This window comes from Staphylococcus sp. GDY8P72P (assembly GCF_016890655.1).
Taxonomy (GTDB): Bacteria; Bacillota; Bacilli; order Staphylococcales; family Staphylococcaceae; genus Staphylococcus; species Staphylococcus arlettae.
Window position 1 is genome coordinate 443,490 of sequence record NZ_JAFEQJ010000006.1, and the last position, 13,908, is coordinate 457,397.

Genomic DNA, 13,908 nt, shown 5'->3' on the forward strand with positions numbered 1-13,908 from the left:
TTTATTGCCACCTAGTTTCTAATGCGTCTAAAATTTTCGCTGCTAAACTAATTTTAGTATCTTTACCTAATGCTATAACCTCTTGATTAGCAAAATGCATTGTATAATCATTGTCATCCGAGCTAAATCCAATTGACTTATCACCTACGTTGTTAGCGATAATTACATTGGCATTCTTCTTTTGTAGTTTCTGTTGAGCATATTCTGTAATATGTTGAGTTTCAGCAGCAAAGCCCACTAAATATTGATGTGTTTTATGTTCCCCTAAATATTTTAAAATATCCGGTGTACGTTTAAATGTGACAGCTAATTCGCCATCTTGCTTTTTTAATTTATGCGTTAACGCTTCTGCTGGTGTATAGTCAGATACTGCAGCTGCTTTAAAAACAATGTCTATCTGTTTGTATTTAGACTTCACCGCTTCGAACATTTCTTCGGCGCTTTGTACTTGTATCACTTCAATATTTGCGTGTTCAGGCTGAGCTAAATGGGTGGGTCCCGACACTAATGTTACTTTGGCACCTCTATCAGCCAATGCTTCTGATAAAGCATATCCAATTTTACCTGAAGAATGGTTTGACAAATAACGCACTGGATCCAATTCTTCTATAGTTGGTCCTGCAGTTACTAAAGCACGCTTGCCAGCAAAGGAACTATGTGTGTGATTTGTTACTGGCTCTTCGTTAAAGAATGTTTCTAAACGCGTTAAAATTTGAAGCGGTTCTTCCATACGCCCTTTTGCTACATAACCGCATGCTAAATACCCTTCACCAGGTTCTAAAAATTGATAGCCATCTGATTTCAAAACAGCCATATTATGTTGCGTTCTGTTATTTTCATACATGTGTACATTCATAGCCGGTGCAATAAATGTAGGTGTTTCTGTAGCTAATAAGGTAGACGTTATCATATCATCTGCAATGCCATTACTTAATTTAGCAATTAGATTTGCTGTTGCTGGTGCCACGACAATTGCATCTGCCCAATCACCTAATGCGACATGTTGAATTTCAGCAGGATTTTCTTCTTTAAAAGTATTGGTATAGACTGGATTTCTACTAATTGCTTGAAACGCTAATGGTGTTACAAATTCTTGTGCATTTTCAGTGAGCATAACCCTAACTTCATATCCTGCTTGAGTTAATTTACTCGTTAAATCAATGGCTTTATATGCTGCAATGCCACCCGAAACGGCTAATAAAATTCGTTTCATTTTCCATTTACCTCCATGTTTAACATCGGTCTCTGTTTAATTATCTATTGCTACTTAAGTAACAGAAATATCGTCACTATTATAAGTGCTATTAAAATCATTATACACAAAAAAACATTGTTATAAAAAAGACACACCTTGAATTTCAGGGTGTGCCAATCTATCAATATTCCAATAGCTTAGAAAAGTTATTTTTTAACTTTATCAGGATATACTTTACCGCCAGCAATTTCTTCTAAAGCTCTGCCTACAGCTTTTTTAGAACGGTATCTCTCTAATAATTCAGTGTCTTCGTGATCTTCTAATTCTCTTGCACGTTTAGCAGCCGTAGTAGCTACTAAATATTTAGAAGTAATTTTGTCAGTTAATTGGTTTAATGGTGGATATAACATTATTTTTTGGCCTCCAATATCATTTTTCTATACTTTGCTTCAATACGTTCTCTTTTTAAATGCTCTGCAGCAACAATAGATTGTATACGTTGTTTAGCTAAATCAACTTCGTCATTAACTACCACATAATCGTATAAATTCATCATTTCAACTTCATTGCGTGCTTCTAGCACACGGCTTTGGATTTTTTCATCCGATTCTGTACCTCGACCAACCAAACGTTCACGTAAATGGTCTAAACTCGGCGGTGCCAGAAAAATAAATAACGCATCTGGAAATTTTTTACGTACTTGCTTCGCACCTTCGACTTCAATCTCTAGAAAAACATCATGACCTTGGTCCATTGTATCTTTAACATATTGAACTGGCGTACCATAATAATTTCCAACATATTCTGCATATTCGATAAATTGATCTTGTTTAATCAATTCTTCAAATTCAGCCTTAGTTTTGAAGAAATAATCTACACCATCTACTTCTCCTTCACGCATTTCACGTGTCGTCATCGAAATAGAATATTTGTAGGAAGTAGTTGGATCATCAAATATTTTTTTTCTTACCGTACCTTTTCCAACACCGGATGGCCCAGAAAGAACGATTAACAAACCTTTCTCATTATCCATGACTTATAACCTCTCTAAGCTATACTATATTATTAACATATAATACCATAACCACACTTCAGTTGTATAGCATACTCATATAAACTTTAACTATGACTCATGATTCTCTACATGTTACAATTAAATGAATGACTTAATGTAAGGTGGCTGAAAAAAATGGCATATGATGGCCTGTTCACTAGAAAAATGATTGAATCTCTACAATTTTTAACACGTGGTAGAATTCATAAAATTAATCAACCCGAAAACGATACAATTATTATGGTAGTTCGTCAAAATCGCAAAAATCACCAACTATTACTATCTATACATCCAAATTTTTCTCGTCTACAAATTACGGATAAAAAATATGACAATCCATTTAACCCACCTATGTTTGCACGTGTCTTTCGTAAGCATTTAGAGGGTGGGTTTATTCAAGCAATTCGTCAAATCGACAATGATCGTCGTATTGAAATTGATGTCGAAAGCAAGGATGAAATTGGTGACACTATATACCGCACAATTATTTTAGAAATTATGGGTAAACATAGTAACTTAATCTTAGTTGATGATAAGCGTAAAATCATCGATGGCTTTAAACATCTTACTCCTAACACAAATCAATATCGTACTGTAATGCCTGGTTTTACTTATGATGCACCGCCAACACAAAATAAAATTAATCCATTCAACGTGACTGGTACGGATGCTTTACAATACATTGATTTTAATAGCGGTAAAATTGCTAAGCAGTTACTCAATACGTTTGAAGGCTTTAGTCCGTTAATTGCAAATGAAATTGTTAATAGGCAACAATTTATGACAACACAAACTTTACCAGTGGCATTTGATGAAGTTATGGCTGAAGTAAATGAAACACCTGTACCTATATTCCACAAAAATCACGAAACAGGCAAAGAGGATTTTTATTTTATGCGCCTGCACCAATTCGATGATGATATAACAACTTATGCTTCATTAAATGAACTATTAGATCGCTACTATGATGCACGTGGCGAACGCGAACGTGTTAAACAACGTGCGAATGATTTAGTAAAATTTGTTCATCAACAATTGCAAAAAAATCAAAATAAATTATCCAAATTGGCAGCTGAACTGGAAGGAACTAAGGACAAAGAACAACAACAGCTGTTTGGTGAATTGATTACTGCTAATATTTATCGTATTGCACAAGGTGATGATAGTGTTACAGTATTGAATTATTATACGAACGAAGAATTGACAATTCCATTAAATCCAACAAAATCACCATCAGTTAATGCTCAACATTATTATAAACAATACAATAAATTGAAAACACGTGAACATGAATTACAACATCAAATGGAATTAACACAAGAAAACATTGCTTACTTTGAAAGTATAGAGCAACAGTTAACGCACATTTCAGTTGATGAAATTGATGATATAAGAGATGAGCTTGCTGAACAAGGATTTATGAAGCAACGAAAACAAAAAAAACAAAAAAAGAAACACACTATACATTTACAAAGTTACACATCAACAGATGGTATGCCCATATTAGTCGGTAAAAACAATAAGCAAAATGACCATTTAACGAATAAAAAAGCAGCAAAACATCACTTATGGTTCCATACTAAAGATATTCCTGGGTCACATGTAGTTATATTGGCTGACAATCCTACGGAAAATACCATTAAAGAAGCGGCTATGTTAGCAGGTTATTTTTCTAAAGCTGGATTATCTAGTCAAATACCTGTAGATTACACTGAAATTCGACATGTGCATAAGCCTTCAGGTGCCAAACCAGGTTTTGTCACTTATGATAATCAAAAAACTTTATTTGTAACACCAGATTATAATCACATTCAATCTATGAAAAACGAATAAACAAAAATCCGAAGTTCTGTCATTGCATAGAACTTCGGATTTTTATTATTAATTTTCTTCTGGTAAGGCAAGTTGGAAATTGACTCCAAAACGGTCAACAATCCATGTAAATTCTTTGAAAGTTGGTGGCATTTCCGTTTTCGGCATTAAAATAGCACCACCACTTTTTAATTTACTAAATAAACGTTCCATCTCCATTGCATTATCAACTGTTACATATAGAGACATTGCTGGTGTTATTTCTATATCGACTCCATTTATATTATCAATGGCCATTAACACTTGGTCTTTAATTCTAAAAATAGCGTGCTGTACTGCACCAGCCATTTCCCCACTCTCTTCGTCATATTTGACCATCGATAATATTTCAGCATCTTCAAAAGCATCCATGTAGAGATTTATTGCTTCTTCAGCATTACCGTTAAACATTAAAAATGTTGTGACTTTGGGTATGCTCATTCTAATTCCCCTTTCATTACTTCAGTAACTTAATGATAAAACATATACTTTGAGAAATCGAATAAAGCGCTGTACGATCCATCACTTCACATTCATAAATCCATTACCTAAGACATCACGAACATCATGAATAACTAAAAATGCATTATCATCAATCTCACTTATCATCCTTTTTACACGAGTAACTTGTGATTGAGGTACTACGACATACAGCATACTCGTTTCAGTTTTTCCGTAACCACCTTTACCATTAAGCAGTGTGGACCCTCTTCCAGTAAAGGAATTAATGGCATCACTAATTTTCTCATTCTCTGACGAAATAACAGTAACTGCTTTTTTCGGATTAAAGCCTTCGACAATAAATGCTGTAGCTCTTTCTGTAATAAAGAGCATTATTACAGTGAACAAGACATTTTTGACTGGTAATACGAGTAAAAATGATAATACCACAATACCATCTAAAATAAAAATGCCCTGTGATGTTTTCACGTCAAAATATTTATTAAGCATTTTTGCTACAACTGAGGTACCACCAGAAGTACTGTTGGCAGCTATGATAAAACCTGAACCAATACCAATAAAGACACCGCCAAATACTGCACTAATAATAAAATCATGCAGTCCAAGGTGCCAACTACTCGTTAAATCTAAAAATAACGAGAGTGAAGTGTTTGTAATAAACGTATATACTGCAGTCCATTTACTTAAAAATTTCCAACCAATTATAATAACGAGGGTATTAATAATTAATGAACTTATTGCAGGAGAAAATCCTAATGTATATTTTAATGCCAACGCGATACCTATCGTACCACCGTCCCCCATATTGGCACCAATAATAAACAAATTAACACCAAGTGCATTGATAAATGAGCCAATTAAACAAAATAAGACGTTTTTATAATGTTCTTGTATAAATTTTTTCATATGATCTTTTAACCCCCAGTAGTTTCTTATATTGATGTTACTACCTCAACACTTTTATTTAATTGCATAGAAATAAAATTAGTGTAGCATATTTCACTCAAAAAGACATAACTCTCATCACGTTAGCTTTAAAGCTTCATTACAATAAATAGCTTGCAAAATTGCTTTGGAATTTTACTCATGATATATTTAATAGTCGGGTTTATAGAAAGCCAAAACTTTACATTTATATAGAAACCGTTAAAATTAATAACAAATACCTATGGAGGTTTTAATTTATGATGTTTTATATTATTCCTGTAGCTATTGCTGTTCTTGTCTTATTAATCGGTTACTTATTAATTAAACTTTATATTAGATAAATATAAAAAGGGGTCGAGATTCAAAATAATGTATCCACTCACAATGATGTGTGCACACTATTTTGTCTCGACCTCTTATTTATGTGGTTTTAAATATGTCCTTTTTGCTTGATATCGGACTTTGCTTTTTTAAAAATATCTTTGTCTGTTGAATTCGACAGCCATTCATGACTATTCTCTTGTTTTACATTGTGTCTAAAATCTTCATCTTTTTGTAAAAATTTATTTACATGCGAAAATTTTCGATAAATCTCATCTGGGTTATTGGACATAGAGTATCTCCTCCACCTATCATTTTATGACAAGTTGTCTCTCCAATCAACTAAAGTCTGTATATCATTAGCAGAAATTTCTCCATTTTCTTGTGCAACTTCAATCAATTCGTTATAGTCACTCAGTGTATAAAATGGCAACTTTTCTGCAGCGAATTGATCATCAGCTTTTTTTAAACCGTAAGTAAATATAGCTACAACACCTAACACTTCTGCACCTGCTTCTTTTAATGCATTAACTGCTGCAATGGAAGAGCCTCCAGTAGATATGAGATCTTCAACTACAACTACCTTTTGCTGTTCGCATGTTGCACCTTCAATTTGATTTTGTTTTCCGTGACTTTTACTTTTTGATCGAACGTAATTCATAGGTAAATCCAATTGTTCTGAGATATATGCAGCGTGTGGGATTCCTGCAGTAGCAGTACCTGACACGACTTGTGCATCTGGAAAATGATGCTTTATTAAATCAGTCAAACCGTCTCTAATTGCTTTTCTCACAGTTGGATATCCTAATGTAACTCGATTATCACAGTAAATAGGTGATTTAATTCCAGAACTCCACGTAAATAAATTATTAGGAGATAAACTCACCGCTTTTATATCTAATAATGATTGTGCAATCGCTTTTGTCATTTATTGTAACCAACTTTCTTTAATAATATTGTATTGTTCAACTGGCGAATCACTTTGAGTAATTGGTCTACCGACTACAATATGCGTAGATCCCAATTCTTTTGCTTGTTGTGGTGTTGTAATACGCTGTTGATCATCAGTTGTTGCACTGTTTAATCTTATACCAGGTGTAACTTTCAAAAATGTTGGACCAAACTGTTCGGTTAACATTGTCGTTTCAAGCGGTGAACACACTACACCATCTAAACCCGCAGTATGTGCTAATGATGCATAATTTAGTACCGCTTCATCCATAGTGGTGTTTATTTTTTGTTCGTCATGTAGCATTGCTTCTGAAGTTGATGTTAACTGGGTTACAGCTATAATTTTAATGTCTTGGTTGTATTTACGCAGTCCTTGGACTGCTTGCTTCATCATCATGATGCCACCTGCAGCATGCACATTTACTAAATCAACATTTAACTTACTTAATCCTTCCATGGCTTTACCTACAGTATTAGGAATATCATGTAGTTTTAAATCTAAAAATATGTTATGACCTTTAGCTTTAATTTCGTCTATTAATTGAGGCCCAGTTTGATAAAATAGTTCCATCCCTATTTTAACAAATAAAGGTTCATCAAATTGATCTAAAAAGTCATGCACTGCACTAGCAGAATCGAAATCTAATGCTATAATTGGTAGATTCTTCATCAACGTCTTTACACCTCTTATTCATGATAATTACATGTTGCTCATAGTAAATGTCATACTTTCTATTACATTTGTAAGTGCACTTGCTGTATCTAAAGATGTGAGACATGGTACACCATTTTCAACTGTAGTTCTTCTAATTTGGAAACCATCTCTTTCCACTTCTTTCCCTTTAGTCATGGTATTAATGACAATTTGAACTTCTCCATTTTGGATGCGCGTTAACAAATCACCTTCAGCACCAATTTTACCTACAATTTCAACGGGAATATGATGTTCCATTAATTTCTGTGCTGTACCTTCTGTAGCTAATATCTTATAACCCACTTCATTTAAACGTTGTGCTAACAACACAATTTCTTCTTTATCCTTATCACTGACAGTCATTAGTACAGTACCATGATCTTTAACTTCCACTCCACTTGCTGTTAAACCTTTAAATAATGCTTTTTCTAAAGTTTGATCTTTACCCATTACTTCGCCAGTAGATTTCATTTCAGGCCCTAATGTAACATCGACATTTTTTAATTTATTGAAACTGAATACGGGTGCTTTAACAAAGACGCCTTCGGTATATGCTTGAATGCCTTCTTGGTAGCCTAATGATTTTAATTTTTCACCCATTATTGCTTTCATTGCGAGTTGTGCCATTTGGATATTTGTAATTTTGCTTAAAAAAGGTACAGTACGACTAGAACGTGGGTTTACTTCAAGTACATAAACACCGTCATGTGCAATTACAAATTGGATGTTGATGAGACCTACAATATTTAATCCTTTTGCTAATCTAATAGTATAATCTTCCAATGTATAAATCTCTGCTTGCGTTAATGTTTGTGGTGGATAAACTGCAATGGAATCACCAGAATGTACTCCCGCTCGTTCAATGTGTTCCATAATTCCAGGAATAATTACCGTTTCGCCATCGCTAATGGCGTCCACTTCAATTTCTTTACCTGTTAAATAACGGTCTACTAACACAGGATGATCAGGACTAGCTTTAACTGCTTGATTCATATAATTTTCTAGTTCTTCATCACTGTAAACAATTTCCATAGCTCTACCACCAAGTACATACGATGGTCGTACTACTACCGGATAACCAATTGTTTGAGCATTTGCAAGTGCCTCTTTTGGTGATGTTGCTGTTTTCCCTTGTGGTTGCGGTACATCAATTGTATGCAATAATGCCTCAAACTCTTTTCTATCTTCAGCACGATTTAAATCATCTAACGTTGTTCCTAATATTTGCACACCATGCTTACTTAATTTGTCTGCAAGATTAATTGCTGTTTGTCCGCCAAATTGAACAACAACGCCTTTAGGTTGCTCTAAATCAATAATGCTCATAACATCTTCTTCAGTTAGTGGTTCGAAATACAACTTATCAGAAATTGAAAAGTCTGTAGAAACTGTCTCAGGGTTATTATTAACTATGATTGCTTCATAACCTGCATCTTGTATTGCCCACACTGCATGCACCGTTGCGTAATCGAATTCAACGCCTTGACCGATACGAATTGGTCCAGAACCAAGTACTAGGATTTTGTCTTTTTCTGTTACTGCTGATTCATTTTCTTGTTCATAAGTTCCATAATAATAAGGCGTTGCTGACTCAAACTCAGCTGCACAAGTATCAACCATCTTGTACACCGGTGTTATACCATGTGCTTTTCTCAATTCATATACTTCTTGCTCAGTCATTTCAAAACGATGTGCTATAACGCGGTCGCTGAAACCGTAATTTTTGGCAAATTTTAAATAATTGATATCACCTTTATGTGCTTTTAAATCGTGCTCGATATCGATAATATGTTGAAATTTATTTAAAAAGAAATAATCAATTTGTGTCATGTCATGAATTTCTTCTAATGTTGTCCCTCGACGAATAGCTTCACCAATAAAGAATAATCGCTCATCATCTTGGTCTTGAATACGATTTTTAATATAGTCTAAATCGTAAGTTTCGCCATTAGGTAATCCTAAATGATGGACACCATATTCTAATGAACGTATAGCTTTTAGTAATGACTCTTCATACGTCCGACCTATTGCCATAACTTCACCAGTGGCCTTCATTTGTGTACCTAATATACGCTCACCTTTTTCAAATTTATCGAACGGGAAACGTGGGATTTTTGAAATAACATAATCCAACGCTGGTTCGAATGCAGCATATGAAGTTCCAGTTATAGGGTTTAACATTTCATCAAGTGTTAAACCAATAGCAATTTTAGCTGCTAATTTTGCTATTGGATAACCAGTTGCCTTAGACGCAAGTGCAGACGAACGTGACACTCGAGGATTAACCTCGATAATGTAATAGGACATAGAATGTGGATCTAAAGCTAACTGCACATTACATCCACCTTCAATTCCTAATGCACGTATTACTTTTAAGGATACATCGCGTAACATTTGATACTCGATATCTGATAATGTTTGACTCGGCGCTACCACAACTGAATCTCCAGTATGAATACCTACAGGGTCAATGTTTTCCATATTACACACAACAATTGCATTATCATTTTTGTCACGCATAACTTCATACTCGATTTCTTTAAATCCTGCGATAGATTTTTCAATCAAACATTGTGTAGCTGGACTGTAATGTAGGCCGTTAGAGACTATTTCTTGTAAGTCTTCATCGTTGTAACAAATACCGCCACCAGTACCGCCCATAGTGAACGCAGGTCTTACTATTAATGGATATCCAACACGCTCTTTAAATTCGAATGCTTGTTCAACTGTATTGACAATGTCACTTTCTGGTACTGGTACATCCAAATCGTTCATTAATGTTCTGAATAACTCTCTATCTTCTGCTTGTTGAATAGAGTCCAATTCTGTACCAAGTAATTGCACATTATTTGTAGCGAGTACACCACTATTATGTAATTGTATTGCCATATTTAAGCCTGTTTGACCACCAAGCGTTGGTAATAATGCATCTGGTTGTTCTTTTCGTATTATTCGTGCAATAAAATCGTGCGTTAGTGGTTCAATATAGACTTTGTCAGCAATTTCTTTATCAGTCATGATTGTTGCAGGGTTTGAGTTTACTAAAATGACTTTGTAGCCTTCTTCTTTTAAAGCTAAACAAGCCTGTGTTCCAGCATAATCAAATTCTGCAGCTTGACCAATTATTATAGGTCCAGATCCGATTACTAATATTGTTTTTATATCATTACGTTTAGGCATTGGCAATTGACTCCTTTGTATTAAAGTTGTTCATCATCTCAATAAATTCATCAAATAAGTAATTAGAATCAGAAGGACCAGGGCATGCTTCTGGATGGTATTGAACAGAAAAAGCCGGTAAAAATTTATGTCTCAATCCTTCAACTGTTCCGTCATTGATAGCTATATGCGTTACTTCTAAATCAGTGTTTTGTAGCGAATCTTTATCTATCGCATAACCATGGTTTTGACTAGTTAAAGCTATTTTATTAGTTTTCAAGTCTTTAACTGGGTGGTTTGCACCACGGTGACCAAATTTCATTTTAAATGATTGTGCACCTTGAGAAAGGGCAAATAGTTGATGGCCTAAACATATACCGAAAAATGGAATTTGTCCTAAGATACCTTTAATCATTGTTACTGCTTCTTTGACCGCTTCTGGATCACCTGGACCATTGGATAACATTACGCCATCTGGCTCCATTCTTATAATTTCATCAGCTGTAGTATTATGTGGTACGACCGTCACATTACAACCTCGGGCATTCAGTTCACGCACGATATTTTCTTTTTTTCCAAAGTCTACTAATACTACACTATATTTATATCCAGTTGAAATATATGATGTTTTTGTAGAGACAGTTTCCACTTCATTGTGTGGTAACACATATGTTTTTAACTTATCTACGATTTGAGTAATTTCTTCTTTATTGTCAGTAAAAGCTGCTTTCAAAACACCATGTTGTCTAATTTTACGTGTAATACTGCGCGTATCTACACCTGAAATACCTGGTATATCATATTCAACGAGCACTTCATGCAACGTTTTTTTCATTCTAAAATTACTTGGTTTGGCACTTGCTTCCTTCACCACTACACCATTAAGCGTGGGAATTAACGATTCAAAATCATCTCTGTTAATACCATAATTACCAATTAACGGGTACGTAAATGTAATGATTTGTCCAGTATATGACGGGTCTGAAATAGTTTCTTGATAGCCTGTCATTGCTGTATTAAATACAATTTCGCCAATTGTAAGTTGATCTGAACCTAATTGGTACCCTTCATAATATGATCCATCTTCTAATACGAGATAACGCGTTTTTAACATTACATTTCCTCCTTAAATTTCACTTCACCTTCGACCATTGTTAGTACTGGATTACCATATACTTTGTAACCTAAGAATGGTGTATTAAACGCCTTAGAATGGAAATCTTCAGCTTTAATTTCACGTTCAGTATCTAAATTGATAATCGTCAAATCTGCCAAGCTACCTTCTTCCAACTTACCATAAGGTAAATCAAACGTTTGTGCCGGTTTTATCGTTAAATAATCTACAAGTTGTTGTAATGTCCAACTGCCATTTTTTACAAAATGCGTATATAACAGCGGGAATGCTGTTTCACTACCTACAATACCGAATGGTGCCTTAGTCATAGGTTGTGCTTTTTCGTCTGCAGCATGTGGTGCGTGATCAGTAGCAATACAGTCAATCGTTCCATCTACTAAGCCTTCGAGTAATGCCGCTCGATCTTCTTGACTTCTTAATGGAGGATTCATTTTGAAAATTGCGTCGTCACCAGGTACGTCGTCTTCAGTTAACAACAAATGATGCGGTGTTACTTCTGCTGTCACATGAATACCAGCTTGTTTAGCATCTCTAATTGCACGAACACTCTCTTTAGTAGATACGTGACAAACATGATAATGTGCATTAGCTGCTTCCGCTAGTAATACATCTCTAGCAATTTGCACTGCTTCACAAATATTGGGAATGCCTGGTATTCCTAATGCTTCACTACGTTTACCTTCATGCATAGCCCCTCCATAAATTAGACTGTTATCCTCACAATGTGCTACAACTGGTTTATTGACTTTTGCAGCTTGTTGCATAGCTTCATACATCATACTTGCTTCTTGTACTCCAACACCATCATCTGTAAAAGCAAATGCATTGTGCTCTGCTAACGCAGCAAAATCAACATGCTTTTTACCAGCTTGACGTTCAGTAATAGCTGCGTAAGGTAGCACCCGCACTTGTGCGTTATTTGCAATTAATTGATTTAAACGCTCTATATTGTCGACAGAGTCTGGTACTGGTCGTGTATTCGGCATAGGGCAAACTGTTGTAAAGCCACCTCGTGCAGCTGCTTTTGTTCCTGTTTCTATAGTTTCCTTATGCTCACCACCTGGCTCTCTTAAATGAACATGCACATCAATTAAACCCGGTGCTATGAACTGACCTTGTGCGTCAATAACTTCTACTGTTGAATCTACACTAATATCCGTGCCAATATCTTTAATATATTTTCCCTCTATCAAAATCGATGCTACTGATAATTCACCATCTCGTAATATTTGTGCGTTTTTAATTAATTGCATTTGTTTGTTCCCCTTTCGTTTGTAAAATATAATCTATGACAGCCATTCTTAAATACATACCATTTTCCATTTGTCTAAATATTCTGGATTTTGATGCTTCTACTAGGTTACTATCAATTTCTACACCTCTATTGACCGGTGCTGGGTGCATTACTATAGCATGTGCTTGCAATTGATCATATCTTGCTTGTGTTAAACCATATTCTTCATGATAACTGTTTGTTTCAAAAGTATTAACATCACCATTATCATGACGTTCATGCTGAACTCTTAACAGCATAACAATGTCGATTTGGTCTATAACTTCATCTATATCTACATATGGTGCATCTAATGTTTCATCACGCCATGCTTCAGGACTGGAGAACATTACGTTGGCTCCTAAAGCTTTCAAACTAAAATAATTACTTTTGGCGACACGTGAATTTTTGATATCGCCACAAATTAAAACATTCATACCTTCAAAAGAACTATATTCTTCATAAATTGTCATCAAATCTAGCAAACTTTGTGTTGGATGCTGACCACTACCATCGCCTGCATTGATAATTGGCACGTTAATGTTTTTCAATTCTTCATAGTATTCATTTTGGAAATGTCGAATAATTAATAAGTTCACACCAATACTTTCAAGTGTTTTACATGTGTCATATAACGACTCGCCCTTTTGAATCGAAGAAGTTGATGTTTCAAAATCTATTAATTTTAAACCGAGTTGTTGCTCAGCCACAAGAAAACTACTTTTTGTTCTAGTTGAGTTTTCAAAAAATAAATTAGCAACATATTTATTATCAAATTGTGTGGTTTGAATTCCTTGTTCTTTATATTCAATTGCCTTTTGTATTAATGTATTTATTTCAGCTGTAGTTAAATGTTCCATAGATAATAGATGATTCATGATTAGCC

General features: G+C 34.7%; 13 protein-coding genes. 1 reads left to right on the forward strand and 12 read right to left on the reverse strand.

Features of this window, described 5'->3' with window-relative positions:
- Position 1 precedes the first annotated feature (1 nt).
- The 3 genes from coaBC to gmk all read right to left on the reverse strand — a co-directional run bounded on the left by coaBC (position 2) and on the right by gmk (position 2,228).
- A complete protein-coding gene (coaBC, locus tag JVU85_RS03270; protein ID WP_021458914.1) occupies positions 2-1,213 on the reverse strand; it encodes a bifunctional phosphopantothenoylcysteine decarboxylase/phosphopantothenate--cysteine ligase CoaBC in 1,212 nt (403 codons plus the stop codon).
- Between the two features lie 188 nt (positions 1,214-1,401).
- On the reverse strand, positions 1,402-1,605 hold the full coding sequence (gene rpoZ / locus JVU85_RS03275; protein WP_107389078.1) for a DNA-directed RNA polymerase subunit omega: 204 nt from the start codon (positions 1,603-1,605) through the stop codon (positions 1,402-1,404).
- Complete coding sequence (gene gmk / locus JVU85_RS03280) at positions 1,605-2,228, reverse strand: guanylate kinase (RefSeq protein ID WP_002510936.1); 624 nt, start codon at positions 2,226-2,228, stop codon at positions 1,605-1,607. The genes rpoZ and gmk overlap by 1 nt, the downstream gene beginning before the upstream one ends.
- A gap of 156 nt (positions 2,229-2,384) precedes the next feature.
- Here gmk and JVU85_RS03285 point away from each other — a divergent pair, with 156 nt between their 5' ends.
- Positions 2,385-4,082, forward strand: coding sequence for an Rqc2 family fibronectin-binding protein (locus JVU85_RS03285; protein WP_021458916.1), 1,698 nt, complete (start codon positions 2,385-2,387; stop codon positions 4,080-4,082).
- Between the two features lie 48 nt (positions 4,083-4,130).
- On the opposite strand, the gene JVU85_RS03290 is transcribed toward JVU85_RS03285, so the two are convergent.
- The 9 genes from JVU85_RS03290 to JVU85_RS03330 all read right to left on the reverse strand — a co-directional run bounded on the left by JVU85_RS03290 (position 4,131) and on the right by JVU85_RS03330 (position 13,900).
- Entirely contained in the window at positions 4,131-4,541 is a 411-nt protein-coding gene (locus JVU85_RS03290; RefSeq protein ID WP_002510934.1) for a VOC family protein, read from the reverse strand.
- A gap of 81 nt (positions 4,542-4,622) precedes the next feature.
- Positions 4,623-5,468 carry a YitT family protein gene (locus JVU85_RS03295; RefSeq protein ID WP_002510933.1) on the reverse strand — a complete coding sequence of 282 codons (846 nt, stop codon included), beginning with the start codon at positions 5,466-5,468 and terminating at the stop codon, positions 4,623-4,625.
- Between the two features lie 451 nt (positions 5,469-5,919).
- Positions 5,920-6,102, reverse strand: a complete 183-nt coding sequence (locus JVU85_RS03300) for a hypothetical protein (RefSeq protein WP_002510932.1) — start codon at positions 6,100-6,102, stop codon at positions 5,920-5,922.
- 24 nt (positions 6,103-6,126) lie between these two features.
- Positions 6,127-6,738 (reverse strand): orotate phosphoribosyltransferase, encoded by a 612-nt coding sequence (gene pyrE / locus JVU85_RS03305; RefSeq protein WP_021458917.1) that lies wholly within the window; start codon positions 6,736-6,738, stop codon positions 6,127-6,129.
- Positions 6,739-7,431, reverse strand: a complete 693-nt coding sequence (gene pyrF, locus JVU85_RS03310; RefSeq protein WP_021458918.1) for an orotidine-5'-phosphate decarboxylase — start codon at positions 7,429-7,431, stop codon at positions 6,739-6,741.
- 30 nt (positions 7,432-7,461) lie between these two features.
- Positions 7,462-10,635: a carbamoyl-phosphate synthase large subunit gene (gene carB / locus JVU85_RS03315; protein WP_021458919.1), complete on the reverse strand. Its 3,174-nt coding sequence runs from the start codon at positions 10,633-10,635 to the stop codon at positions 7,462-7,464.
- Positions 10,628-11,728 (reverse strand): carbamoyl phosphate synthase small subunit, encoded by a 1,101-nt coding sequence (locus tag JVU85_RS03320; RefSeq protein WP_107376689.1) that lies wholly within the window; start codon positions 11,726-11,728, stop codon positions 10,628-10,630. The genes carB and JVU85_RS03320 overlap by 8 nt, the downstream gene beginning before the upstream one ends.
- Complete coding sequence (locus JVU85_RS03325; RefSeq protein ID WP_204172082.1) at positions 11,728-13,002, reverse strand: dihydroorotase; 1,275 nt, start codon at positions 13,000-13,002, stop codon at positions 11,728-11,730. The genes JVU85_RS03320 and JVU85_RS03325 overlap by 1 nt, the downstream gene beginning before the upstream one ends.
- A complete protein-coding gene (locus JVU85_RS03330) occupies positions 12,989-13,900 on the reverse strand; it encodes an aspartate carbamoyltransferase catalytic subunit (RefSeq protein ID WP_002510926.1) in 912 nt (303 codons plus the stop codon). Before JVU85_RS03330 ends, JVU85_RS03325 begins: the two co-directional genes overlap by 14 nt.
- Between the last annotated feature and the right edge of the window lie 8 nt (positions 13,901-13,908).

What these genes read in the sequence shown, in the direction of transcription:
- coaBC (WP_021458914.1), bottom strand. Translation starts at nt 1,213, where the DNA reads ATGAAACGAATTTTATTAGCCGTTTCGGGTGGCATTGCAGCATATAAA.
- rpoZ (WP_107389078.1), bottom strand. Translation starts at nt 1,605, where the DNA reads ATGTTATATCCACCATTAAACCAATTAACTGACAAAATTACTTCTAAA.
- gmk (WP_002510936.1), bottom strand. Translation starts at nt 2,228, where the DNA reads ATGGATAATGAGAAAGGTTTGTTAATCGTTCTTTCTGGGCCATCCGGT.
- JVU85_RS03285 (WP_021458916.1), top strand. Translation starts at nt 2,385, where the DNA reads ATGGCATATGATGGCCTGTTCACTAGAAAAATGATTGAATCTCTACAA.
- JVU85_RS03290 (WP_002510934.1), bottom strand. Translation starts at nt 4,541, where the DNA reads ATGAGCATACCCAAAGTCACAACATTTTTAATGTTTAACGGTAATGCT.
- JVU85_RS03295 (WP_002510933.1), bottom strand. Translation starts at nt 5,468, where the DNA reads ATGAAAAAATTTATACAAGAACATTATAAAAACGTCTTATTTTGTTTA.
- JVU85_RS03300 (WP_002510932.1), bottom strand. Translation starts at nt 6,102, where the DNA reads ATGTCCAATAACCCAGATGAGATTTATCGAAAATTTTCGCATGTAAAT.
- pyrE (WP_021458917.1), bottom strand. Translation starts at nt 6,738, where the DNA reads ATGACAAAAGCGATTGCACAATCATTATTAGATATAAAAGCGGTGAGT.
- pyrF (WP_021458918.1), bottom strand. Translation starts at nt 7,431, where the DNA reads ATGAAGAATCTACCAATTATAGCATTAGATTTCGATTCTGCTAGTGCA.
- carB (WP_021458919.1), bottom strand. Translation starts at nt 10,635, where the DNA reads ATGCCTAAACGTAATGATATAAAAACAATATTAGTAATCGGATCTGGA.
- JVU85_RS03320 (WP_107376689.1), bottom strand. Translation starts at nt 11,728, where the DNA reads ATGTTAAAAACGCGTTATCTCGTATTAGAAGATGGATCATATTATGAA.
- JVU85_RS03325 (WP_204172082.1), bottom strand. Translation starts at nt 13,002, where the DNA reads ATGCAATTAATTAAAAACGCACAAATATTACGAGATGGTGAATTATCA.
- JVU85_RS03330 (WP_002510926.1), bottom strand. Translation starts at nt 13,900, where the DNA reads ATGAATCATCTATTATCTATGGAACATTTAACTACAGCTGAAATAAAT.